Raw genomic sequence first — 23959 nt, 5'->3', positions numbered from 1 at the left:
CTTCGGAAGGATCGGGGTCAGCCGATGTAGGACATGACGTGCTTGATGCGGGTGTAGTCGTCGAACCCGTACTGGGACAGGTCCTTGCCGTAGCCGGAGTGCTTGAAGCCGCCGTGCGGCATCTCGGCGACGATCGGGATGTGGGTGTTGATCCACACGCACCCGGAGTCCAGGTCGCGGGCGAAGCGCATCGCCCGCGAGTGGTCGGTCGTCCACACCGAGCTCGCGAGCCCGTACTCGACGTCGTTCGCCCACGTGAGCGCCTGCTGTTCGGTCGAGAACCGCTGCACGGTCTGGACCGGGCCGAACACCTCCTGCTGCACGATGCGGTCGTCCTGGCGCAGGCCGGACACGATCGTGGCCTGGTGGAAGTAGCCGACGTCGCCCTGCCGCCCGCCGCCGAGCTCGATCGTGGCGTGGTCGGGGAGCGTGTCGAGGAAGGACCGGACCTGGGCGAGCTGGTTCGCGTTGTTCACCGGACCGAAGTACGGGGTGGCGGTGTCGGTGCCGGTGGTCGCGGTCTCACGTGCCGAGGCGGCGAGCGCCGCCACGAACTCGTCGTGGATGCCGTCCTGCACGAGCAACCGGGTGGCCGCGGTGCAGTCCTGCCCGGCGTTGAAGAACCCGGCGGCGACGATGCCGGCGACGGCGGCGGGGATGTCGGCGTCGTCGAACACGATCACGGGGGCCTTGCCGCCGAGCTCGAGGTGGGTGCGCTTGAGGTCGCCGGCGGCGGCACGGGCGACCTCCGTGCCGGCACGGACGGAGCCGGTGATGGACACGAGCTGCGGGGTGGGGTGGTCGATCATCGCGGCGCCGGTGGTGCGGTCCCCGACGACGACGTTGAGCACGCCCGGCGGCAGGAACTCGGCGGCCACCTCGGCGAGCAGCAGGGTGGAGAGCGGAGTGGTGTCGCTCGGCTTGAGCACGGTGGTGTTCCCCGCGGCGAGCGCCGGGGCGAACTTCCACACCGCCATGTTCAGCGGGTAGTTCCACGGGGTGACCTGGGCCACGACACCGATGGGCTCGCGCCGGACGAACGAGGTGTGGTCGGTCATGTACTCGCCGGCGCTGCGCCCCTCGAGGTTGCGGGCGGCTCCGGCGAAGAAGCGGATCTGGTCGACGGACAGCAGGATCTCGTCCTCGACCAGGGAGGCTCGGGGCTTGCCGGTGTCGAGTGACTCGAGGTCCGCGAACTCCTCCGCCCGCTGCTCCACGGCGTCCGCGATCCGGAACAGTGCGAGCTGCCGTTCGCCGGGGGTCGTGCGCCGCCAGGTCGCGAACGCGGTGCTCGCGCTCGTGAACGCGGCGTCGACGTCGGCAGCGGTGGACACGGGCGACGTGCCGTAGACCTGCTCGGTGGTGGGGTCGACCAGGTCGAACCGGGTGTCCGCGCTCGACTCGACAGGAGCGCCACCGACGAAGTTGCGCACCTCGTGCGTCGTGGTCACCGGTTCCGTCGTGTCCAACATGGCGGTGATCCTGACACGGATCCCGGCGGTGCGGAAGACGGATTCGGAGGTTGTGGAGAACCGTAACAACGGAAATCGTCGCGAAACACGGTGTTCACAACGGAATCCCTTGCGTCGTCCGGACCTCGCTGCCATGCTGTCCGGCATGGCGGCAGCACCACGACGTCCGGGACCGATCGACGACACCTCGAAGCGGATCATCGAACAACTCCAGGCGGACGGCCGCCGTCCGTACGGCGAGATCGGCAAGGCCGTCGGTCTCAGCGAGGCGGCGGTCCGGCAGCGCGTCCAGAAGCTCACCGAGACCGGCGTCATGCAGATCGTCGCGGTCACCGACCCGATGCAACTGGGCTTCCACCGCCAGGCGATGATCGGCATCCGGGTCAGCGGCGACACCCGAACAGTCGCCGATGCCCTCGAACAGCTGCCGGCGGTCGACTACCTCGTCATGACCGCCGGCAGCTTCGACCTGATGGTCGAGGTCGTCTGCGAGGACGACGACGACCTGATCGAACTGCTCAACGGCACGATCCGGGCCATCCCGGGCGTCGCCGGCACCGAGACCTTCGTCTACCTGCAACTCCGCAAACAGCTCTACGACTGGGGAACGCGATGACCATCTCCGAAACGACCAGCGGCCAGGCCACCGGCCAGTCCAACCGCCTCGGGTCCTACGACCCGTTCGCCCCGGTCGACGACGCCGACCTGCAGCGGAAGTCCCGGGACCACCTGTGGATGCACTTCGCCCGGCACGGTGCGAACCAGGCCGGTGCCGACGTGCCGATCATGGTCCGGGGCGAGGGCCACCACGTCTACGACAGCCACGGCAAGGGCTACATCGACGGACTCTCCGGCCTGTTCGTCGTCGCCGCCGGACACGGACGGAAGCGCCTGGCCGAGATGGCCGCGAAGCAGGCGGAGACGCTGAGCTTCTTCCCGATCTGGTCCTACGCGCACCCGGCGGCCATCGAGCTCGCCGACCGGCTGGCCGAGCACGCCCCCGGCGACCTCAACAAGGTCTTCTACTCGACGGGCGGCGGCGAGGCGGTGGAGACCGCCTTCAAGCTCGCGAAGTACTACTGGAAACTCCAGGGCAAGCCGATGAAGCACAAGGTGATCTCCCGAGCAGTCGCCTACCACGGCACTCCGCAGGGTGCCCTGGCGATCACCGGCATCCCGGCGATGAAGGAGATGTTCGAGCCCCTGACACCCGGTGGCTTCCGGGTGCCGAACACGAACTACTACCGCGCCGAGGAGATGGGCTTCCCGGGTGGCACCGAGGAGCAGTTCGGCTTCTGGGCGGCCGAGCGCATCCGCGAGATGATCGAGTTCGAGGGCCCCGACACCGTCGCGGCGGTGTTCCTCGAGCCGGTGCAGAACTCCGGCGGCTGCTTCACCCCGCCGCCCGGCTACTTCCAGCGGGTGCGCGAGATCTGCGACGAGTACGACGTGCTGCTCGTCTCGGACGAGGTCATCTGCGCCTTCGGCCGGATCGGCACCATGTTCGCCTGCGACACCTACGACTTCGTGCCGGACATGATCACGTGCGCGAAGGCGATGACCTCGGGGTACTCCCCCATCGGCGCGACGATCATCAGCGACAAGCTCTTCGAGCCGTTCTCCAAGGGCGACACGACCTTCTACCACGGCTACACGTTCGGCGGGCACCCGGTGTCCGCCGCCGTCGCGATGGAGAACCTCGACATCTTCGAGGAAGAGGGCCTGCTCGCGAACGTGCGGCAGAACGCCCCGCTGTTCAAGGCCGAACTCGACACCCTGAAGGACCTGCCGATCGTCGGGGACGTCCGCGGCGACGGCTACTTCTACGGCATCGAGCTCGTCAAGGACAAGGCCACCAAGACGACCTTCGACGACGACGAGTCCGAGCGGCTGCTGCGCGGCTTCCTGTCGAAGGCGCTGTTCGACGCCGGGCTGTACTGCCGGGCCGACGACCGCGGCGACCCCGTCGTGCAGCTCGCTCCGCCGCTGACCATCGGGCAGCCGGAGTTCCGCGAGATCACGTCGATCCTGCGGAGCGTCCTGTCCGAGGCCTCGTCGAAGATCTGACCGTGAGCGGCTACCGGGGCGTCTCGTTCTGGCTCGACCAGCTCGCGTCCACCGGACACGACGACCTGGCGCTCCGGCCGCCGCTCGACGGCGACACGACCGCGGACGTCGCGATCGTCGGCGGTGGACTGACGGGTCTCTGGACCGCCTGGTACCTGCACCAGGCCGACCCGGGCCTCCAGATCGTCGTCCTGGAACGCGAGATCGCCGGGTTCGGCGCCTCCGGACGCAACGGCGGCTGGTGCTCGGCGCTGTTCCCGCGGTCCGCCGATTCCGTCGCCCGTGAGCACGGCCGCGACGCGGCACTCGCGCTGCGCGCAGCGATGCGCGACACCGTCGACGAGGTCGGCCGTGCAGCGTCCGAAGCCGGGGTCGACTGCGACTACGTGAAGGGCGGCACCGTCCTGTACGCACGCTCCGCCGTGCAGGAGCGCGCGGCGCACGACGAGGTCGCCGCGTCGGCCGAGTGGGGCGACGACATGACGTGGCGCGCGGCCCGACCCGGCGACGCCGCCGGATCGGCGGGGGTCGCGTGGACCCCGGACTGCGCGCGGGTGCAGCCCGCCGCGCTGGTGCGTGGCCTGGCGGCCGCCCTGGAGGCCCGGGGCGTCCGGATCGCGGAGCACACGCCCGCCTCGTCCTGGGATCGCGGGCGTGTGGTCACGTCGCGTGGCACCGTGACGGCCGGCGCCGTGGTGATCGCGGTCGAGGGGTACGGCGCGCAGCTGGAGCAGACGAAGCGGCGGATCCTGCCGCTGTACTCGCTCATGATCGCGACGGCACCGCTGCCCGCGGCGGTGTGGGACCGCATCGGACTCGAGCACGGGCAGACGTTCTCCGACTACCGCCACCTGCTCGTGTACGGGCAGCGCACGGCGGACGACCGACTGGCGTTCGGCGGGCGCGGAGCCCGCTACCACTGGGGGTCGGCGATCACCCCCGGCTACGACCGGGTCCCGCGCGTGTTCGAGCACCTGCGGCGGTCCCTGGTGGAGCTGTTCCCCGCCGTCGCCGACGCACCGATCACCCACACGTGGGGCGGCCCGCTCGGGGTGCCGCGCGACTGGTGCGCGTCCGTGACCTGGGACGGGCACGTCGGCACCGCTGGCGGCTACGTCGGCGACGGACTCTCCACGACGAACCTGGCCGGGCGAACGCTCGCCGACCTCGTGCGGGGTGTGTCCTCGCCGCTGACCGCGCTGCCGTGGGTGAACCACCGGTCGCCGGACTGGGAGCCGGAGCCCCTGCGGTTCCTCGGGGCGAACGCCGGGCTCGTCGCGACGGACCTGGCCGACCGCGAAGAGGCCCTGACGGGGCGTCCGAGCCTGGCCGCCCGTCTGATGGCACCGCTGACCGGGGGCCACTGATGGACGCCGACGTGGTGGTCGTGGGGGCCGGCGTCTCCGGGCTCGCCGCTGCCCGGGCACTCGCGCTCGACGGCCAGCGGGTGGTCGTGCTCGAGGCCCGCGACCGGATCGGCGGCCGCACCTGGACCGACGACGAGATCGGCGTGCCCGTCGACCTCGGCGCCTCGTGGATCCACGGCGTCGACGGCAACCCGCTCTGGGCCCTGGCGCCCCGGTTCGGCATCGAGACCGTCGAGTTCACCGTCGGGAGCTTCCAGTTCGACGGCCGGCCGATCGCGTGGCACGGCCCGTCCGGGGCGCCGCTGTCCGAGGCCTCGGCCTCGGCGTTCGTTGCGGACCTGCACACCGTCGACGCCGCCCTGGACGCCGTCGTCGCACACGCACCGCCGCCCTCGACCTACGCGGCCGCCGTCGACACCGTGCTGCGGTCCCTGCAGTGGCAGGGCGACCGAGCCGCGCGGGTCCGCGAGTACACGGCGCACCGCTCCGAGGACCTCTGCGGCGCACCCGTGACCGTCCTCGACGCCCGCGGCCTCGAAGAGGAACACGTCCCCGGCGACGAGGTGGTGTTCCCCGGTGGCTACGCCCAGTACGCAGCCGCCCTGGCCGAGGGGCTCGACGTCCGGCTGTCCGCGGTGGTGCGATCGGTGACGCAGTCCACGACGGGCGTCGTGGTCGGGCTGGCGGACGGTTCGACGGTCACGGCGGACGACGTCGTCGTGACCGTGCCGCTCGGAGTGCTGCAGGCCGGTGACGTGACCTTCGACCCGCCGCTGTCCGAGACGGTCACCGGTGCGATGGGCCGGCTCGGGACGGGGGTCTACGACAAGGTGTTCCTGCGGTTCCCGGAACGGTTCTGGGGTGATTCGTGGGTGGTCCGCCAGCAGGGACCTGCCGGTGTCGACTGGCACTCCTGGTACGACATGTCCCGCGTGACCGGAGCGCCCGTGCTGGCCGCCCTGGTCGGCGGGACCGGGGCCCGGCGCCTCGAGACCCTGCCCGACGCGATGATCGTGGACGAGGGCATCGGCGGCCTGCGGCGGATGTTCGGCCCCTCGGTCCCCGAACCCGAGGCGTTCCGGATCACCCGGTGGGCCGACGACCCGTTCGCCCGCGGCTCCTACTCGTACCTGCACGTCGGGGCGTCGCCGGATGACCACGACCGGCTCGGTGCGCCGTCCGGCCGGGTGCAGCTCGCCGGCGAGGCCACGTGGGGCGACGACCCGGCGACCGTGCACGGCGCGCTGCTGTCCGGACTGCGGGCGGCCGGGCGCTTGCTCGGCACCGAGGTCGAGCCGCTCTCGCTCGCGACGCCCGTCCCCCGCTGAACCGTCCCGCCCCCCCGGGGTTCCAAAATCTCGGAACCCCGACGCGTTGAGCGGACCGCTGTGGAACCTCGACGGACGTGAGCGGTGTGTTGTGGAACCTCGGGCGCCCCGAACCGACGCGCCGCCACGGGTCAACTCCGCGCCTGGCCCATGCGCGACACTCACACCGTGACCCCGACCAGGACCCGACACCGCCACGAGCACCGCGCACCGGTGGCGATCGCCATCCTGGCGAACCTCGGGCTCAGCCTGTTCCTGCCGAGCGAGGTGCTGTTCATCCCGTCGTGGGTGGTCCCGGTGCTCGGCGTCCTGCTGCTGTCCCCGCTCGTCGTCTTCAACCCGCGACGACTGACCCGCGAGACGACCTGGTCGCGGTGGGTGTCCATCTCGTTGGCGATCCTGCTCACCGTCGCGAACCAGCTGACCGTGATCCGGACGATCGAGCTGCTCCTCGGTGGCCACGCCGACGGCGGTACCGTCCTGCTCACCGCCCTTCAGGTGTGGTTGAGCACCATCATCGCGTTCGGGCTCGTGTACTGGGAGCTCGACCGGGGCGGGCCGGTGGCTCGTCGTCGTCCCGAGCTGTGGGCGACTGCCGAGGCCGACTTCCAGTTCCCGCAGGAGACCGACCCGAGGACCGCCGCGTGGCGTCCGGTCTACCTCGACTACCTCTACGTCGCGATGACGAACATGGTGGCGTTCAGCCCCACCGACACCATGCCGATGACCGTCCGCGCGAAGATGATCATGGCCTACCAGGCACTCGGCGGGTTCATCCTGCTGGCCCTGGTCATCTCGCGCGCGGTCAACATCATCAGCTGAGGTCGCTCAGGAGCCGTGCGCCTCCTCCGACACCGGCTGCCACTCGCGCCAGGTCGCCAACCGCGACTCGTAGTCACGCTCCGCGATGCCGAGCGGCGCCTTGCCGAAGAAGACGCGCAGGGGTGGCTGCTCGGCGTCGACGACCTTCAGGATCGCCGACCGGGTCGCCTCGGGCTTGCCCGGGTCGGCGGCGGACGGGCGCTTGGACGCGGCCTCGCGCACGTCGGCGTAGGCGGCGATCTCCTCGCTGTGCTTCGAGGACGGACCGGACCAGTCCGTCGAGAACCCGCCGGGCTCGACGAGGGTGACGTGGATGCCGAAGCCCGCGACCTCCTGGGACAGCGACTGCGAGATCCCCTCGAGCGCCCACTTCGACGCGTGGTAGGCCCCGACCGTCGGGAACGCGCTGATCCCGCCGATGCTCGACACCTGGATGACGTGCCCGGACCCCTGCTCGCGCATGATCGGCAGCGCCGCCTGGGTGACCCAGAGCGCACCGAACAGGTTCGTCTCGAGCTGCGCGCGCACTTCGTCCTCGGTGAGCTCCTCGACCATGCCGAAGTGGCCGTAGCCGGCGTTGTTGACGACGACGTCGAGCGAACCGAAGTGCTCCGCCGCACGCTGCACGGCCGCGAAGTCCGCGGCACGGTCGGTCACGTCGAGCTGCAGTGCGAGGAACGTGTCCGGGTACTGGTCGACGAGGTCGTGCACGTCGTCGGGGTTGCGCGCGGTCCCGGCGACGGAGTCCCCGCGCTCGAGTGCCGCTTCCGCCCACTCGCGGCCGAAGCCCTTCGACGCTCCGGTGATGAACCAGGTCTTGCTCATGCTGTCTCCTCCTGAGATCTGACGCGATCAGGCAACGCTCCCCGCTTCCGGGGCACCTGGAGGTCCGGGTGACGGACGCGGCAAGCGGACACCAGCGCACCGAGGCTCAGGGCCGCGGCGCCGCGAACTCCAGGTTGACGTCGTCGGGGTCCTGCACGGACAGGATCACCAGCCCGAACGGCGGCAGGTCGGTGACGTCGCCGTGTTCGATGCCGGCCGCGTCCAGCCGCTCGACGGCGGCGTGCAGGTCGTCGACGGACCCGACGCGGAACGACACGTGGTCGAGACCGACTCGGTTGGGATCGAACCGGTCCTCGGCGGGGGCGACCGGTCGCAGGCCGAGTGTCTGCCCACCGAACGTGAACGAGCACCCGCCGTAGGTCCGCCACGGGTCGTCGTGGATCGTCGGGTCGTCGATCTGGTCGCTGAAGTCACTGCCGGGCGGCATGCCGAACAGCTGCTCGTAGAAGGCCTTGCTGCGGTGGATGTCGGTGACCGTGAGGCGCACGTGCGCGAAGCCGAGCGGCGTGACGATGGGTTCGCTCATCACCCCACCCAACTCGTGAACGATCATTGCCATCGCAAGGTTGATTCCCACAACGCCGCCGGACTCCTAGCGTTGCGAGATGCATGCTGATGACGAGCCCCGGATCTGCCACCGGACGAACAGAAAACCCCCCGCTGAGCGGGGGGTTTTCGAGGTAAGCACGTCAGTCCAAGCCTGACGCTCGTGAACACAACGCTATGACCTCAGCGCAGCTCAGTCAACCGGACGCCCTCGAGCGTCTCGTCAGCCCCGCGCGGCTCGCAACCTACATCGACGCCGCGGACGGCGACCGGTGCCGTGCCGTCGCCCTGTACCTTTGGGCCGCGCAGTTGGCCGGTGCACTGCACGGACAGATCGCCTTCGTCGAGATAGCTGTGCGGAACGCGATCGACATCGAACTGTCCGCCTGGAGCGTCAAGAGTGGAGGCGTTCCTGAGTGGTCCTCGGCCGGCGTCACTGTCGACCCTCTGTATTCGCTGCTCCGGCGGCAGCTCGTGGACGCTCGCAACCGAGCCGCTCAGGAGATGGCGGAACGACCATCGAGCCACCCGAGATGCGGTACGCCACCCAGCCACGACGACGTCGTGGCGCAACTGATGTTCGGATCGTGGGTGAAGCTCGTCCGCCCGGTCTCCCGATCGGAGTCACCGGTGCGCCAGCAACAACTCTGGCGGTCGGCGATCAGCACAGCCTTCCCCGGAGCGGACGCCGACGACGCCAGCCGGGAACGAATCGGCAGCCAACTCGAGATGCTGCGTCGGCTGAGAAACCGCGTCGCGCACCACGACAACCTCCTCCAGGTCGATGTCCGACATCGCTTCAACGGCATGCTCTCGCTGCTCGCCAAACTCGATCCCACCTTCCCGGCGCTTGCAGCGGCAAGGAGCTCGCTCCGGCAGCTGACCAAGGACGACCCGCGACGGGACTGGTGAAAGCGAACCTTGCGCTCGTTGACCATGCGATCAACAATGGCGGGATGGACGTCGTCATCGCTCCCCCGCAACCGTCTCCGCTGCACCAGGACACCGGCAGGCCACGCCGCACGACCCGCGTCGCCCTCGTGCAGACGCACTGGCTCGAGGACCCCGCTGCCCACCGCGCACAGCTCGCCGACGGCATCGCCTCCGCTGCCGCCACCGGTGCGACCGCCGTGTTCCTCCCCGAGCTCACCCTGCGCCGCTACCCCGGCGACACCCCGGCGACCGGCACCCCGAAGGACCTCGCCGAATCGCTCGAGGACGGCCCGACGGTGGCCTTCGCCCGCGCACAGGCGATCGAGCACGAGGTGTTCGTCCACGCCTCCCTGTACGAGCGGCCTGCCGACGACGACCAGCCCGACGACCCCCGTGGCTACAACACCGCCGTCCTCGTCGCCCCCGACGGCACCCTGGTCGGCCGGACCCGAAAGACCCACATCCCGATCAGCGCCGGCTACCACGAGGACACCTACTTCCGCCCGGGGACGGACGACGATGCCTTCCCGGTGTACGAGCCCGCCGGACTCGGCGCGCGTCTCGGCCTGCCGACCTGCTGGGACGAGTGGTTCCCCGAGGTCGCGCGGTCGTACGGTCTCGCCGGCAGCGAGGTCCTGGTGTACCCGACGGCGATCGGCTCCGAGCCGACGTTCCCGGACTTCGACACCGCCCCGATCTGGCGGCAGGTCATCGTCGCGAACGGCATCACCGCCGGCCAGTTCATGGTCGTCCCGAACCGGTGGGGCGACGAGGGCGACATCACCTTCTACGGGTCGTCGTTCATCTCGGACCCGTTCGGCCGCGTGCTCGCCGAGGCACCGCGTGACGCCGACGCGGTGCTCGTGGCGGACCTCGACCTCGAGGCCCGGACGGAGTGGCTCCGGCTGTTCCCCTTCTACGTGACCCGTCGACCGGACCTCTACGCGGGGCTCGTCGCCCCGGTCGACGAGGACCGCCACGCGTTCGGCGCACGCGACGCGATCGACGCGGCCATCGGGGTGGGGGCGACCGACGTCGGACCGGAGGCACGCGCATGACGTGGGTGATGCCTCCCGAGACGGCTCCACAGGAACGCACCTGGATGGCGTTCCCACGCCCCGGCCTGACGCTCGGTGACGACGCGGCGAGCGCCGAAGCGGCGCGGCGGACGTGGGCGACCACCGCCAACACGATCAGCGAGCACCAGCCCGTCACGATCGTCGTGGACCCGGTGGCGCGCAGCGACGCCCGCCGGCTGCTGTCGGAGCAGGTCGACGTGCTCGAAGCGCCGCTGGACGACTTCTGGATGCGCGACATCGGGCCGACGTTCGTCGTCGACGACGTGACCGGCGAGCTCGGCGCCGTCGACTGGGTCTTCAACGGCTGGGGCGCGAACCCGTGGTCGACGTGGACCCGTGACGCCGAGGTCGCTGCCACGGTCGCAGTCGCCGCCGGTGCCGAGCGGATCCCGTCGCTGCTCGTGAACGAGGGCGGGGCGATCCACGTCGACGGCACGGGCACCGTCCTGGTGACGGAGACCGTGCAGCTCGATCCGCGACGGAACCCGTACGCCGACCGTGAGCGCGTCGAACTCGAGCTCGCCCGGACGATCGGCGCGACGGACGTGGTCTGGCTGCCCCGCGGCCTGGCACGTGACTACGACGGGTTCGGCACCCGGGGCCACGTCGACATGGTCGCGACGTTCGCGGGCGCCCCGAGTGACACCAGCGGCACCAGGGCCACCAGCGGCACCACCGCCACCACGATGTCCCGCACCCTCCTGCTGCACGCGCAGCCCGACGCCGGCCACCCGGACCACCTGGTGATGCCGCAGATCCGTCGGGCACTCGAACAGGCCACGGACGCGACGATCGTCGAACTACCGGCCCCGTCGACCCTGACCGACGACGACGGCCCCGTCGACTGGAACTACGTCAACCACGTGGTGGTGAACGGCGCCGTGGTCGCCTGCGCCTTCGGAGACCCCGTTGCCGACGACCGCGCCCGCGGCATCCTCGCCGACGTGTACCCGGGCCGTCAGGTGCGTTCGATCGACGCCCGTGAGGTCTTCGCGCGCGGCGGCGGGCTGCACTGCATCACGCAGCAACAGCCGGCGGTCTGAGCCATCGCCGCGGTGTACAGCGACTCCCCGATGCCTGTACACCGCGGCCGGTCCGCACGGCGCCGGAGCGTCGGTATGGTGCTCCGAACCGGCCCGGGCGACGCTGCCCGGCCCCGAAGAGCAGGGAAGTCACATGGCATCACCGACCGCGGTCCCCGCACCGACGGCCTCGGCACCACCTGCGCGCGGCGGCTCCCTGAAGCGGAGCCTCGGGCTCTGGGCGATCGTCGGCCTGGGCCTCGGCTACATGACCCCAACGGTGGTGTTCGACACCTTCGGCATCGTCTCCGGGCAGACCGACGGGGCGGTGCCGAGCGCGTACCTGATCGCGCTGGTCATCATGGCGCTGACGGCGATCAGCTACGGCAAGATGGTCCGCGTCTACCCGGCCGCAGGCTCCGCGTACACCTACGTGCGGGAGTCGATGCACCCGAACCTCGGCTTCATGGTCGGGTGGGCGTCCCTGCTCGACTACCTGCTGCTGCCGATGGTGAACGCCCTCATCATCCGGCTCTACCTGGAGCAGGTGTTCCCGGCGCTGCCCCCGTGGGTGACGGTCGTCGTCTACACGGTGTTCGTGACGACGGTGATCTGCCTGTCGATGCGTGGCACGTCGAACCTCAACATGGTGCTGCTCGTCGGCGCGATCCTGGCGATGATCGCGTTCGTGGTCTTCACCGTGATCGAGCTCACGCACGGCGCGGGTGCCGGCACGATCGTCAGCGCCGAACCGTTCGTGCACGACGGTGTGACGATGTCGGCGCTGCTCACCGGCGCGACGGTGGTCTGCTTCTCGTTCATCGGCTTCGACGCGGTGACGATGTACACCGAAGAGGCCAAGTCGATCCGGATCATGCCGAAGGCGATCATGCTGACGGTGCTGCTCGGCGGCGCGATCTTCCTGGTTTCCGCGTACTTCGCGCAGCTGCGGTTCCCGACGAACGCCCCGTTCGGCGAGTTCACCGACGACCCGCTGCCGCAGATCGGCCTGCTCGTGGGCGGTCCGGTGTTCCAGGCGGTGCTCGTCTCGGCCGGGTTCGTCGCCGCGCTGGCGTCGGGGCTCGCGTCGCACGCGAGCGTCGCCCGCATGCTCATGGTGATGGGTCGGAACAACGTCCTGCCGAAGCGCGTCTTCGGCTACGTGCACCCCCGGACGCACACCCCGGTATTCAACGTGGTCTTCGTCGGCGCGGTCACCCTGCTCGCGATGAGCTTCTCGCTCGACACGGTCGCCGCCTACATCAACTTCGGTGCCCTCGTCGCGTTCACGTTCGTCAACGCCACGGTCATCGTGCACTTCGCCGTGCGGCAGGGTCGTCGTCACACGGCGGGCGACCGCTGGAAGTACATCGTGCTGCCGGGCCTCGCGATGGTCCTGACGGGGGTGCTCTGGTCGCAGCTCCACGCCGACGCACTGATCGCAGGAGGAGTGTGGGCGGCGATCGGCTTCGCCTACCTGCTCGTCATCACGAAGGGCTTCCGGGTCGCACCGAAGGGCTTCGACGAGAACCAGCCGGTCACCGGCGTGAACAAGCAGCTGACCGACCAGGCCTGACCCACCACGAGAGGACGCCATGTACGCCGTCACCGACCCCACCACGGGCACGACCCTCGAGACGTTCCCGACCATCACCGACGACGAGCTCCGGGCGGCGATCGCTGTCGCGGACCGCGCCCACCGCGAGCGCAGCAGCACCGTCGCCGACCGCGCCGCCCTGCTCCACCGCGTCGCCGACCTGTACCGCGAGCGGCGCGCCGATCTCGCGGCGACGATCGTGCGCGAGATGGCGAAGCCGATCGACCAGGCCGAGGGCGAGGTCGACTTCTGCGCTGACATCTACGACTACTACGCCGACCACGCCGAGGAGTTCCTCGCCGACCAGCCGATCACCCTGGCGGACGGTTCCGAGGGCAGCGCCTTCATCCGGAAGTCCTCGATCGGCGTGCTGCTCGGCATCATGCCGTGGAACTTCCCCGCCTACCAGATCGCCCGGTTCGCCGGTCCGAACCTGCTCATCGGCAACACGGTGCTGCTCAAGCACGCGCCCCAGTGCCCCGAGTCGGCGCTGGCGATCGAGCGCGTCTTCCACGACGCCGGGTTCCCCGAGGGCGCGTACACGAACGTCTTCGCGACGAACGACCAGGCCGCCGACGTCATCGCCGACCCACGCGTGCAGGGCGTCTCGCTGACCGGTTCCGCCCGCGCCGGTGCCGCTGTCGCCGAGATCGCGGGCCGGAACCTCACGAAGGTCGTGCTCGAACTCGGTGGATCGGACCCCTTCATCGTGCTGTCCACCGACGACCTCGACGCCGTGGTCGAGTCGGCCGTCACCACCCGCCTCGAGGGCAACGGGCAGGTCTGCAACGCCCCGAAGCGCTTCCTGGTGGTGGACGACCTGTACGACGACTTCCTGGCGAAGTTCACCGCCGCGATGTCTGCGGTCGCGCCGACGGATCCGAGCACGCCCGGTGCCGAGCTCGGCCCGCTGTCCTCGCCGGCCGCCGCCGACCGGCTGCAGGAGCAGCTCGCCGCGGCCGTCGAGCAGGGTGCCACGGTCGTCACGGGGGGCGACCGCCAGGGCAACGCTTTCGTGCCGACGATCCTGACCGACGTCACGCCGGACAACGACGCCTACCGCGAGGAGTTCTTCGGCCCCGTCGCCGCCGTGTACCGCGTCGCCGACGAGGACGCCGCCGTGGCACTCGCCAACGACACCCCGTACGGGCTCGGCTCGTACCTGTTCACCACGGACGCCGACCAGGCACTCCGCGTCGCGGACCGGCTCGAGGCCGGCATGGTCTACGTCAACATCGTCGGCGCGGACAGCCCGGAACTGCCGTTCGGCGGCGTCAAGGCGAGCGGGTTCGGCCGCGAGCTCGGCCCCCTGGGGGCCGACGAGTTCGTCAACAAGAAGCTGATCCGCATCGGCTGACGGACGCTCTGGACCCGGCTCCACGACGGACGGGAGGAACGGTGCCAGCTGGCACCGTGCCTCCCGTCCGCTCGTCGGTCGCCGCTACTGCTGCGGGTCGGCGGGCTCGCCGCCGGAGTCCGTGTCGCTGTCCTGCGCGGGGTCCTTCGTCGCGTCGCCCGTGGGCGACCCGTCCGGCAGGTCCTCGGTGTACTGCTCTTCGGCCTCGCTGGGGTCGCTGGATCCGTTCGCCGTCGTGTCGCTCATGGTCCGGACGCTACGCGCGGCCGTCGCTGCGCCCGTTCAGACGGACGAGCCAGCAGCGCCCGCGCCGGCGCTGACCGGGGTCACGGCGAGGATCTCGTCGGCGACCTCGCGCCCGATCCGCACCGCACCGTCGACGTGCTGGTACCCCTGCCCGGCCAGGTCGCTCGACGCGAACCGGATCGGACCGACGGCAGCACGCTGGTCGGCGCCGTAGCGGACGAGCCCACCCAGGTCGAAGCTCGCCGCGTAGGCGCCACGGGTCCACTCCTCGGTGCCCCAGTCGCTCTCGTAGTACACGACCGGACGCAGGGCCTCGTCGCCGTAGTAGTGCGCGAGCGAGCCGAGCACCCGGGCCTTCCGTTCCTCGGCCGACAGCGTGAACAGGTCGTCGGCGTGCTGGTCGGAGACGAACCCGACCAGCGTGCCCTGCTCGGAGCCGTGCTCGGTGTTGTCGTACGCCTCGTGCACGACCTCGTAGGGGCTGAACGCGGTGCCGGAGAGCCCGGCGCCGCGCCAGAACGGCCGGTCGTAGACGGCGTGCACCTTGATGACGAAGCCCATCGACAGGTGCTGGTGCAGCTGCTGCTGGCGACGGGGCAGCGGCGGCTCGTACGAGATCCGCGAGTACAGGGGCGGCGGCACGGCGACGAGCGCCTGCCGGGCGTGCACCTCGAGGCCGCCGTCGGCGAGCGCGACGACCCCCTCGTCGGTCCAGCGCAGGGTGCGCACCGGCGCGTTCAGGTGCACGGCGTCACCGAGGCGCTCGGCGAGCCGCTCGGACACCTGCTGCATCCCGCCGACGACCCGCTTGTCCAGGATGAAGTCGGCGTCGACCAGGTTCGCGAAGCTGCCGGCGGAGGCGGCCATCAGCAGGGCCTGCAGTGCCGAGAACGCGTGCGCGGGCTTCGTGAGCATGGCGCCCGCGATGAACAGCTCGACGTTGTCGGTGGCGACGCGGTCCGGGCTGAGCGTGTGCAGCCAGGCGCGGAACGAGGTCTCGTCCAGTGCCGCGGCGTCCGGGGTCTCCCAGGGTCGTGCGGGATCGACCGTCGCGACGTACTCGTCGACGACCGTGACGAGCCGCTCGATCTCGTTCGCCGTCGCTTCGGGCAGCGGGAAGATGTCGCCGGTGTACTCGGTGCGGGTGCCCGCGGCGTCGACGTAGACGCTGGAGCCCTCGCGGTACCGGTCGTAGGTGTCGAGCCCGAGTTCGTCGAGGGTCTCGAGCAGCGCGGTCTGGTCGGGCGAGACCCACTGGCCGCCGATCTCGAGCGTGACGCCGTCGATGTCGTTCGTCCAGGTGCGTCCGCCCACGCGGTCGCGTGCCTCGAGCACCGTGACGGTGATCCCCGCCGCGCGCAGGCGGTTCGCGGCGGTCAGGCCGGTGACACCGGCTCCGATGACGACGACGTCGCTCTCGATCATCGTGCTGCTCCTTCGGTGGTGGTGCTCCGGAACGGGTCCGGGGTCAGCGTGTACATGGTCTCGAGGTACTCGGCGATGCCCTCGCCGCCGCCCTCGCGACCGAGCCCGGACTGCTTCACACCGCCGAACGGGGCGGACGCGTTCGAGACGACACCGGTGTTGAGTCCGAGCATCCCGGTCTCGAGGCGCTCCACGAGGCGCTGGCCGCGAGCCGGGTCCTCGGTGAACGCGTAGCCGACCAGACCGTACTCGGTGTCGTTGGCGGCGGCCACGGCCTCGTCCTCAGTGCGGAAGGTCCGGATCGCCAGGACGGGCCCGAAGATCTCGTCGCGGAGCAGGTCGCTGCCGGGCTGCACGTCGGTCAGGACCGTGGGCGCGTAGAAGGTGCCGGGGCCGTCGACCGGGTGACCGCCGGTGCGGAGCGTCGCCCCGCGGTCGAGCGCGTCGGTGACCAGGCGGTGCGCCTTGTCGACGGCGCGGTCGTCGATGAGCGGTCCGATGGCGACGCCGTCCTCGGTGCCGCGTCCGACCCGCATGGCCTCGACGCGTGCGGTGACCCGGCGGGCGAACTCGTCGACGACGTCCTCGTGCACCAGGAACCGGTTCGCGGCGGTGCAGGCCTGCCCGGTGTTGCGGAACTTCGCGGCGAGCGCGCCCTCCACGGCCAGGTCGAGGTCGGCGTCGGCGAACACCAGGAACGGGGCGTTGCCGCCGAGCTCCATGCTCGTCCGGAGCACGTTCTGCGCCGCCTGGGCGAGCAGCGTGCGTCCGACCGGCGTCGAGCCGGTGAAGGACAGCTTCCGGAGCCTGGGGTCGGCGATCACCGGCCCGGAGACGTCGGCGGCGCGGGTGGTCGGCACCACGTTGACCACGCCGGCGGGCAGTCCGGCCTCGCGCAGCAGGTCGACGAAGAGCAGGGTCGTCAGCGGCGTCAGTTCGGCCGGCTTCACGACGACCGTGCAGCCGGCGGCGAGCGCCGGTGCGATCTTCCGCGTGGCCATCGCCAGCGGGAAGTTCCACGGCGTGATCAGGAACGCGGGACCGACGGGCTTGTGCGAGACGGTGGCGCGGCCGGTGCCCTCCGGGTTGACGCCGTACGAGCCGCCGATCCGGACGGCCTCCTCCGAGAACCAGCGCAGGAACTCGCCGCCGTAGGCGACCTCGCCGCGGGCCTCGGCGAGCGGCTTGCCCATCTCGAGCGTCATGAGCAGCGCGAAGTCCTCCCGTCGTTCCTGGAGCAGGTCGAACGCGCGCCGCAACAGTTCGGCGCGCTGTCGCGGTGGCGTGGTCGCCCAGCCCGTCTTGGCTGCTTCCGCGGCGTCGAGGGCTCGGACACCGTCTCCGGGGGTTGCGTCGGCGATGTCGAGCAGCGTCTCGCCGGTGGCGGGGTCGACGACGGCGAAGGTCCGGCCGTCGGCCGCCGGCTGCCAGACGCCGTCGACCAGGAGGCCCGTGGGGACGCGCGCGAGCAGCTCGCGTTCGGCGTCGGTGCGGTCGGCCGCGGGGGCGGTGGTGGTGACGGTGGTCATGCTGTTGCGAGTCCTTCCAGGACGACGTCGAGTCCCTCGTGGAGCAGGGCGTCGTCGATCGACAGTGGGGGCAGGAACCGGACGACGTTGCCGTACGTGCCGGCGGTCAGCGCGATGACACCGTGCTCGAACGCGTGCCGCACCACCTTCCCGGTCAGTGCGGCGTCCGGTTCGCCGGTCGCGGGGTCCACGAGTTCCATCGCGACCATCGCGCCACGTCCGCGGACGTCTCCGATCCGCGGGTCGGTCGTCTGCGCCGTCCGGAGCCGTCCGAGCAGCACGTCCCCGATCTCGCGGGCGCGGTCGATCAGCCCGTCGTGCTCGAACGCGTCGATCGCGGCGAGCGCGGCGGCGCACGCGATCGGGTTGCCGCCGTAGGTGCCGCCGAGCCCGCCGACGTGGGCGGAGTCCATGATCTCGGCACGACCGGTCACGGCGGACAGGGGCAGACCGCCGGCCATGCCCTTCGCGGTGGTGACGACGTCCGGCACGATCCCCTCGTGCTCGCTGGCGAACATCGCCCCGGTGCGCGCGAAGCCGGTCTGCACCTCGTCGGCGATGAGGACGACGCCGTTGGCCGTGGCCCACTCCGACAGGGCGGTGAGGAAGCCCGGTGCGGGGACGACGAAGCCGCCCTCACCCTGGATCGGCTCGATGAGCACCGCAGCGGTGTTCGCCGCGCCGACCTGCTTCTCGATCTGGCTGATCGCGCGCTTCGCCGCCTCGGGCCCGGAGAGTCCGTCGTGGAAGGGGTAGGACATCGGCACCCGGTAGACCTCGGGCGCGAACGGTCCGAAGCCGTCCTTGTACGGCTGGTTCTTCGCGGTGAGCGCCATCGTCAGGTTCGTCCGACCGTGGTACGCGTGGTCGAACACCACGACGGCCTGTCGACCGGTGTGCTTGCGCGCGATCTTCACGGCGTTCTCGACGGCTTCGGCGCCGGAGTTGAACAGGGCCGTCCGCTTCTCGTGGTCACCGGGGGTCAGGCGGTTGAGGGCCTCGGCGACGGCGACGTAGCCGTCGTAGGCGGCGATCGTGAAGCACGTGTGGGTGAAGGCAGCGACCTGCTCGGTGACCGCGGCGACGACACCGGGGTGCGCGTTGCCGACGCTCGTCACGGCGATGCCCGAGCCCAGGTCGACGAACGAGTTGTCGTCGGCGTCCACCACGACCCCACCACCGGCAGCGACGACGGCGATCGGCACGGCGACGCCGACCCCGGCCGCGACGGCACCGGCCTTCCGCGCCATGAGCTCGCGTGACCGCGGGCCGGGGACGGCCGTGACGAGCCGTCGCTCCTGGGGCAGCGAGGGGCCGCCGGTGGGCGTACTGATCGAGGGTGCTGCGGTGGAGGACATGCGGCGATCGTAGGAGCCTGCGGCGGTCCGGACGGCTGTCCATCGTGTACACCGGCACCCGCTTCGATCGCCCCGGTGGATAAGGTGCTCGCATGCCCGCGACGCTGCGTTCCCTGTTGCACCGAGCCGACCTCCGCCTCCGCCTGCTCACCGATGCCGACTCGGGCGCACTCGACGCCCCGCTGTCGTGGCTGCACAGTTCCGACCTCGAGGACCCGACGCGGTTCCTGGCCGACGGGCAGGGACTGCTGACGACCGGCACCCAGTTCGGCACCGAGGCCGAGGTCCCGGAGGACGTCGCGGGCCCCTACGTCCGCCGGCTCGTCGAGCGTGGCGTCGTCGCACTCGGCTTCGGCACCGAGGTCGTCCGCGCCGGCACCCCGGACGCCCTCGTCGCAGCCTGCGAACAGGACGGACTCCCCTTGTTCGAGGTGCCCTACGAGACCTCCTTCATCGCGGTGGCGCAGGCGAACGCCGAAGCCGTCGCCCGTGACGCGAACGCCCGGAACGCCTGGGCCCTCGCCGCGCAGCGGGCGATCTCGCTCGCGGCGATGCGCCCGGACGGACTCGGCGCGACGATCGCCGAGCTCTCCGGGCAGCTCGACGGCTGGGTCGGACTCTTCGACGTCTCGGGGCGCCTGGACCGTGGGCACCCGGCGGACGGCGTGCCCGACCAGGACCTCGAGCTGCTCCGGACCGAGGCACTACGCCTGTTGCGTGCGGGACAGCGGGCGAGCCTGCCGGTGACGACCGAGCACCACACCGGGTTCACGCTGCAGACCCTCGGCAGCGGTGGCCACCTGAGCGGCGTGCTCGCGATCGCCAACGGAGGAGCACTCGACCGCGCCGGACGCGAGGTGGTGACCTCCGTGATCGCCCTCGCCGGCCTCGCACTGCAGCAGAACCGCGAGCTGGCCAGGGCACGCGGGCTCCTGCGCACCGGGCTCCTCACCATGCTCTCGGTCGGCGATCCGGAGGTCGTCCAGTCGACGTCGCGCGAGGTGTGGGGGCCGCTGCCCGCCGAACCGGTCCGGATCGCGGCCGTCGACGTCGCGGACCAGGACCTCGACACCGTCGTCGACCTGCTCGAACTGTGGGTGCAGGACCGGCCCGGACAGCTCTTCTTCGCCGTCGACGACGCACTCTTCCTGTGCGTGAGCGCCGACGACACCGCGATCGTCGAGGAGCTCGTCGGGCGCTTCGACCTGCGCGCCGGTCTGTCGGACGGTGCCGCGTACCGCTCGTTCGGCCGCGCCCGCACCGAGGCCGTGCAGGCCCTCGACCGCCGCCGCGAAGGACGCCCGGGCACCACCGAGTTCGGCGACCTCGCCCGGGAGGGCGTCCTCGCACACCTGGCCCACGTGGACGTGGACGCGGGAGCCGTCGCCCGCGCGTTCCTCGCTCCCCTGCTCGAACACGACCGGTCGGCGGGCACCGAGCTCACCCGCACCGTCCGCGCCTGGCTCGAGCAGAACTGCGAGTACGACCGGGCCGCCCAGGTGCTCGGCATCCACCGCCACACCGCACGCTCCCGGGTCGAGCACGCCGGCCGGCTCCTGGACCGCGACCTCTCCGTCTTCGCGACCCGAGCCGACCTGTGGGCGGCGTTCGTCGTCGAGGGCGCGTGACGCCCGGATACGGTGGGACGATGCCGTCGACACCGGCCCGCCGGCGCCTCAGCCCGGCCGAACGCGAGGCCCAGATCACGGCCGCCGCGGTCGACCTGGCGCGCGCCGAGGGCCTCGCGGCGGTCACCCTCCGCGGGGTCGCCGCGGTGATCGGGGTCGCGCCCTCGCTCGTCGCCCACTACCGCCCGAGCATGGAGAACCTGGTCGGCGAGACCTTCCGCACCGTCGCGGACGCCGAGGTCGCCGAGGTCCGCGCGATCGTCACCGACGTCCCCGACCCCGTCTCCGGCCTCCGCACCCTGCTCGGCTGCATCGCCGACCCCGCACGCGACGACGTCGCCGCCCTCTGGGCCGACGCGTGGAGCATCGGCCGCACGAACGCGGCACTGGCGACCGCGGCACGCGACGTCATGGACGACTGGCAGCTCCTGGCGACCACGGTCGTCGTCGACGGTGTGCACGCCGGCGCGATGCGCACCGACGACCCGGACGGCGTCGGACGCCTGCTCTTCGCGCTCGTCGACGCCACCAACGGGTACGCGCTCGTCGACTACCTCGACCGCCCGACCCGCGAGGGCCTGGTCCGCACGACGATCGCCCGCGCCGTCGGCCTGGACGCGTCAGCGCTGGCCGGGTGACACCCGCCGCAGTGCCACCCACTGCAGCAGCATGATCGTCTTGCCGTCGGCGATCCGGCCGTCCTCGACCATCGCGAGCGCCTCGTCGAGCGGCAACTCGAGCACCTCGATGTCCTCACCCTCGTCCTCGACCCCACCGCCGGCCTCGACCCGGTCCGCCGGCGTGTAGGCACCGACGTAGAAGTGGACGCGCTCGGTCACCGAACCGGGGCTCATGAACACGTCCCCCAGGTGCTCGAGCGCGCCGAGCCGGATGCCGAGCTCCTCGGCGGCCTCACGTCGGACGGCGGTCTCGGGTCGTCCTCGTCGAGCAGCCCCGCCGCTGCCTCGATCAGCATGCCGTCCGGGTGGCCGTTCACGTACGCCGGCCACCGGAACTGCCGGGTGAGCAGGACCGTACGGCGCTCGGCGTCGTACGGCAGCACCGTGGCACCGTTCCCGCGGTCGTAGGTCTCACGCTGCTGCCGGTCCCACCGGCCGTCCCGGCGCCGGACGTCGAGCGTCGTGCGACGGAGCACGTGCCAACCGTCCGACACGACCTCGACGTCCCGCACGACGACGTCGGGGTTGCGGTCGAGGTCACGGCCGACGGCGTCGAGTCCGGTCCGCCCCCGGGCATCGGGGACGTCGACACCGGGGCGGGGGGCTGCTGCACGATCATCGGTCACCCGGTCACGCTAGCGGCGGGGCCGTCCGCAGGACCTGCACGCCCGGTACCGTGCAGCCATGACCAGCACCCTGTTCACCCGCCGCCCGGACCGACCGCAGGTGGTCACCGTGTCGTTCGTGCTCTGGCTCGTCTGGGTCGCCGTCTGCCTGGTGGCGACCGTCCTGCAGTTCGTCGCGGGGACGGCGACGACCGGCCTCGGCACGGTCCTGACGGTGCTCGTCGCGGTCGTCGTCTGGGGGCTCGTCGGCTGGGCCGTCGTCCGCATGGCCGGCGGGTCGCGGGTGGCACGCATCGTGCTGGTCGTCGTCGCAGCGGCCCGCGCTGCCCTCAGCCTCACGAGCGGCGAACTCGGACTCCTGACGATCGCACTGTCGGTCGTCGCCGCGGTCCTCTTCTTCCTGCCCAGCGCGCGCCCGTTCTTCGCACCGAGCGGTGCGGGAAGAACCGGCCACGGGTTCTCCGGAACCGGCGTGTCGGGGCCGAGCCGTGCCTCCAGGCCGGATCCCGACCATGCGACGGGCACCGATCGGACCTGATCCGCACCCCGCCGACCGTTCCGGGCGGCACACCCCGAGAACGAGGAAAGGCCCCGGATTCCTCCGGGGCCTTCCTCGTTTCGCCTGGTGCGCGAGGGGGGACTTGAACCCCCACGCCGTTTCCAGCACACGGACCTGAACCGTGCGCGTCTACCAATTCCGCCACTCGCGCCAGCCCCAAAACACTACCACGCACAGACTGCCCCCTGCGCCAACCACTACCATGCAGTGGTTGGCGACCGACGATTCTGGAGACACATGGGCCTGCTGGACAACTTCGAGCGAGGGCTGGAGCGCGCCGTGAACGGCGCGTTCGCGAAGACCTTCCGCTCCGGTGTGCAGCCGGTCGAGATCTCGAGTGCCCTGCGCCGCGAGCTCGACACGAAGGCCGCCGTGGTGTCCCGCGAGCGGATCCTGGTGCCGAACGAGTTCACCGTGCGTCTGGCGCCACCGGACTTCACGCGCATGAACGACGTCGGTCGTCCACTGATCGACGAACTCACGCAGATGGCCCACCAGCACGCCGTCGCACAGAACTACTCGTTCTCCGGACCGGTCACCATCCGACTGCAACAGGACGGCACGCTCTCCACGGGCATCCTGCAGATCGACTCCACCACGGTGCAGCGCGACGTCGCCTGGATCGCCGTGCTCGACATCGGTTCGCAGCGCCACCGCCTGCAGCGCGGACGCACCGTGATCGGCCGCGGCAGCGACGCGGACATCACGATCGCGGACACCGGGACGAGCCGGAAGCACGTCGAGGTCCTCTGGGACGGGAAGCACGCCCAGGCCACCGATCTGGGCTCGACGAACGGCTCGAAGCTGAACGGTCAGCACTTCCAACAGGCGATCGTGGAGCCGGACTCCACCATCGAGATCGGTCGTACCCGTATGGTGTTCCGGGTGATCCCGGAGAACGACGGAGGTGCTCGATGACCACAGGCCTGACCCTGCTCGTCCTGCGCTTCGCGTTCCTCGCGGTGCTCTGGCTGTTCGTCTTCGTGATCGTCTTCGCCCTCCGCAGTGATCTCTTCGGCCAGCGCGTGCGCACGATCCCCATGGATTCCAAGTCGGCACCCTCCGGCCCGACGACCCCGACGATCCCCGCAGCGGCGGCGCCGGCAGCGGCCTCGGGCGGCGCGTTCACCGACCTGATCGGGCAACCGACCGCCGCGACCCAGTCCCCCTCGCCGGCCGCGGTGCGTCTCGTGATCACCGAGGGCGCGCGCGAGGGCATGGAGATGCCCCTCGGCGGCGGACCGATCACGATCGGTCGCTCCAGCGAGTCCAACGTCGTGATCCGCGACGACTACACCTCGACCAACCACGCCCGGCTCGACCTGCGCGCCGACGGCTGGCTCCTCACCGACCTCGAGTCCACGAACGGCACCTTCGTCAACGGTCAGAAGGTGAGCGCTCCCCTGATCGTCGCGGAGCGCACGCCGATCACGATCGGGACGACGACGTTCGAGCTGCGGCGGTAACCCGGC

At 71.0% G+C, this 23959-nt stretch carries 22 protein-coding genes, 1 tRNA gene and 1 pseudogene; 15 read left to right on the top strand and 9 right to left on the bottom strand.

Annotated elements, in window-relative coordinates; genetic code table 11:
- Positions 1–17: 17 nt before the first annotated feature.
- Positions 18–1472: an aminobutyraldehyde dehydrogenase gene (locus KZI27_RS01300; protein ID WP_222658995.1), complete on the bottom strand. Its 1455-nt coding sequence runs from the start codon at positions 1470–1472 to the stop codon at positions 18–20.
- 133 nt (positions 1473–1605) lie between these two features.
- Between KZI27_RS01300 and KZI27_RS01295 the strand changes: the two genes are divergently transcribed.
- From KZI27_RS01295 to KZI27_RS01275, 5 genes are all read left to right on the top strand, one after another.
- A complete protein-coding gene (locus tag KZI27_RS01295) occupies positions 1606–2088 on the top strand; it encodes an Lrp/AsnC family transcriptional regulator (RefSeq protein WP_035809531.1) in 483 nt (160 codons plus the stop codon).
- Positions 2089–2207: 119 nt separating this feature from the next.
- A complete protein-coding gene (locus KZI27_RS01290; RefSeq protein WP_260232996.1) occupies positions 2208–3539 on the top strand; it encodes an aspartate aminotransferase family protein in 1332 nt (443 codons plus the stop codon).
- A 2-nt stretch (positions 3540–3541) separates the two neighbouring features.
- Positions 3542–4906, top strand: a complete 1365-nt coding sequence (locus KZI27_RS01285) for an NAD(P)/FAD-dependent oxidoreductase (protein ID WP_261784007.1) — start codon at positions 3542–3544, stop codon at positions 4904–4906.
- Complete coding sequence (locus tag KZI27_RS01280) at positions 4906–6234, top strand: flavin monoamine oxidase family protein (protein ID WP_222658993.1); 1329 nt, start codon at positions 4906–4908, stop codon at positions 6232–6234. Before KZI27_RS01285 ends, KZI27_RS01280 begins: the two co-directional genes overlap by 1 nt.
- A 168-nt stretch (positions 6235–6402) precedes the next feature.
- The gene (locus KZI27_RS01275; protein WP_261784006.1) at positions 6403–7056 is read left to right on the top strand and encodes a hypothetical protein; all 654 of its coding nucleotides are present in this window, start codon (positions 6403–6405) and stop codon (positions 7054–7056) included.
- 6 nt (positions 7057–7062) lie between these two features.
- Here KZI27_RS01275 and KZI27_RS01270 read toward each other — a convergent pair whose 3' ends face one another.
- Both KZI27_RS01270 and KZI27_RS01265 read right to left on the bottom strand, forming a co-directional pair.
- Positions 7063–7881, bottom strand: coding sequence for an SDR family oxidoreductase (locus KZI27_RS01270; protein WP_222658992.1), 819 nt, complete (start codon positions 7879–7881; stop codon positions 7063–7065).
- A gap of 106 nt (positions 7882–7987) precedes the next feature.
- Complete coding sequence (locus tag KZI27_RS01265) at positions 7988–8428, bottom strand: VOC family protein (RefSeq protein ID WP_222658991.1); 441 nt, start codon at positions 8426–8428, stop codon at positions 7988–7990.
- 197 nt (positions 8429–8625) lie between these two features.
- On the opposite strand from KZI27_RS01265, the gene KZI27_RS01260 reads away from it, so the two are divergent.
- From KZI27_RS01260 to KZI27_RS01240, 5 genes are all read left to right on the top strand, one after another.
- Positions 8626–9360 carry an Abi family protein gene (locus KZI27_RS01260; protein WP_222658990.1) on the top strand — a complete coding sequence of 245 codons (735 nt, stop codon included), beginning with the start codon at positions 8626–8628 and terminating at the stop codon, positions 9358–9360.
- A gap of 44 nt (positions 9361–9404) precedes the next feature.
- Positions 9405–10439, top strand: coding sequence for a nitrilase-related carbon-nitrogen hydrolase (locus KZI27_RS01255; RefSeq protein ID WP_222658989.1), 1035 nt, complete (start codon positions 9405–9407; stop codon positions 10437–10439).
- Complete coding sequence (locus tag KZI27_RS01250) at positions 10436–11503, top strand: agmatine/peptidylarginine deiminase (protein ID WP_222658988.1); 1068 nt, start codon at positions 10436–10438, stop codon at positions 11501–11503. Before KZI27_RS01255 ends, KZI27_RS01250 begins: the two co-directional genes overlap by 4 nt.
- A 133-nt stretch (positions 11504–11636) precedes the next feature.
- Positions 11637–13058: an APC family permease gene (locus KZI27_RS01245; RefSeq protein ID WP_123311242.1), complete on the top strand. Its 1422-nt coding sequence runs from the start codon at positions 11637–11639 to the stop codon at positions 13056–13058.
- Between the two features lie 19 nt (positions 13059–13077).
- Positions 13078–14436: an NAD-dependent succinate-semialdehyde dehydrogenase gene (locus tag KZI27_RS01240; protein WP_222658987.1), complete on the top strand. Its 1359-nt coding sequence runs from the start codon at positions 13078–13080 to the stop codon at positions 14434–14436.
- An 84-nt stretch (positions 14437–14520) separates the two neighbouring features.
- Here the strand turns inward: KZI27_RS01240 and KZI27_RS01235 are convergent, their stop codons facing one another.
- From KZI27_RS01235 to gabT, 4 genes are read right to left on the bottom strand one after another with little or no spacing between them, the layout of a single operon-like run.
- A complete protein-coding gene (locus tag KZI27_RS01235; RefSeq protein WP_185094120.1) occupies positions 14521–14682 on the bottom strand; it encodes a hypothetical protein in 162 nt (53 codons plus the stop codon).
- A gap of 36 nt (positions 14683–14718) precedes the next feature.
- The gene (locus KZI27_RS01230; protein WP_222658986.1) at positions 14719–16107 is read right to left on the bottom strand and encodes a flavin monoamine oxidase family protein; all 1389 of its coding nucleotides are present in this window, start codon (positions 16105–16107) and stop codon (positions 14719–14721) included.
- On the bottom strand, positions 16104–17636 hold the full coding sequence (locus tag KZI27_RS01225) for an NAD-dependent succinate-semialdehyde dehydrogenase (protein WP_222658985.1): 1533 nt from the start codon (positions 17634–17636) through the stop codon (positions 16104–16106). The genes KZI27_RS01230 and KZI27_RS01225 overlap by 4 nt, the downstream gene beginning before the upstream one ends.
- Complete coding sequence (gabT, locus tag KZI27_RS01220) at positions 17633–18994, bottom strand: 4-aminobutyrate--2-oxoglutarate transaminase (protein ID WP_222658984.1); 1362 nt, start codon at positions 18992–18994, stop codon at positions 17633–17635. Before gabT ends, KZI27_RS01225 begins: the two co-directional genes overlap by 4 nt.
- Positions 18995–19086: 92 nt before the next feature.
- Between gabT and KZI27_RS01215 the strand changes: the two genes are divergently transcribed.
- Together KZI27_RS01215 and KZI27_RS01210 are read left to right on the top strand one after the other, a co-directional pair.
- Positions 19087–20622 carry a PucR family transcriptional regulator gene (locus tag KZI27_RS01215; protein WP_222658983.1) on the top strand — a complete coding sequence of 512 codons (1536 nt, stop codon included), beginning with the start codon at positions 19087–19089 and terminating at the stop codon, positions 20620–20622.
- Between the two features lie 20 nt (positions 20623–20642).
- A complete protein-coding gene (locus KZI27_RS01210; protein ID WP_222658982.1) occupies positions 20643–21260 on the top strand; it encodes a TetR/AcrR family transcriptional regulator in 618 nt (205 codons plus the stop codon).
- Here KZI27_RS01210 and KZI27_RS01205 read toward each other — a convergent pair.
- A pseudogene (locus KZI27_RS01205) lies at positions 21243–21928 on the bottom strand (NUDIX domain-containing protein). The gene KZI27_RS01210 and the pseudogene KZI27_RS01205 sit on opposite strands and share 18 nt — an antisense overlap.
- Positions 21929–21986: 58 nt before the next feature.
- Here KZI27_RS01205 and KZI27_RS01200 point away from each other — a divergent pair.
- Positions 21987–22466, top strand: a complete 480-nt coding sequence (locus tag KZI27_RS01200) for a hypothetical protein (RefSeq protein ID WP_222658981.1) — start codon at positions 21987–21989, stop codon at positions 22464–22466.
- A gap of 85 nt (positions 22467–22551) precedes the next feature.
- Here KZI27_RS01200 and KZI27_RS01195 read toward each other — a convergent pair.
- Positions 22552–22638: transfer RNA gene (locus tag KZI27_RS01195), tRNA-Leu, on the bottom strand.
- 86 nt (positions 22639–22724) lie between these two features.
- Between KZI27_RS01195 and KZI27_RS01190 the strand changes: the two genes are divergently transcribed.
- Positions 22725–23405, top strand: a complete 681-nt coding sequence (locus KZI27_RS01190; protein ID WP_123292929.1) for an FhaA domain-containing protein — start codon at positions 22725–22727, stop codon at positions 23403–23405.
- A complete protein-coding gene (locus tag KZI27_RS01185) occupies positions 23402–23953 on the top strand; it encodes an FHA domain-containing protein (protein WP_222658980.1) in 552 nt (183 codons plus the stop codon). The genes KZI27_RS01190 and KZI27_RS01185 overlap by 4 nt, the downstream gene beginning before the upstream one ends.
- Positions 23954–23959 lie beyond the last annotated feature (6 nt).

It is taken from the genome of Curtobacterium sp. TC1 (assembly GCF_019844075.1).
In the GTDB taxonomy this organism is placed as follows: domain Bacteria; phylum Actinomycetota; class Actinomycetes; order Actinomycetales; family Microbacteriaceae; genus Curtobacterium.
Note: the sequence above shows the minus strand (reverse complement) of the source record. Positions and strands in the feature narration are given on the sequence as shown.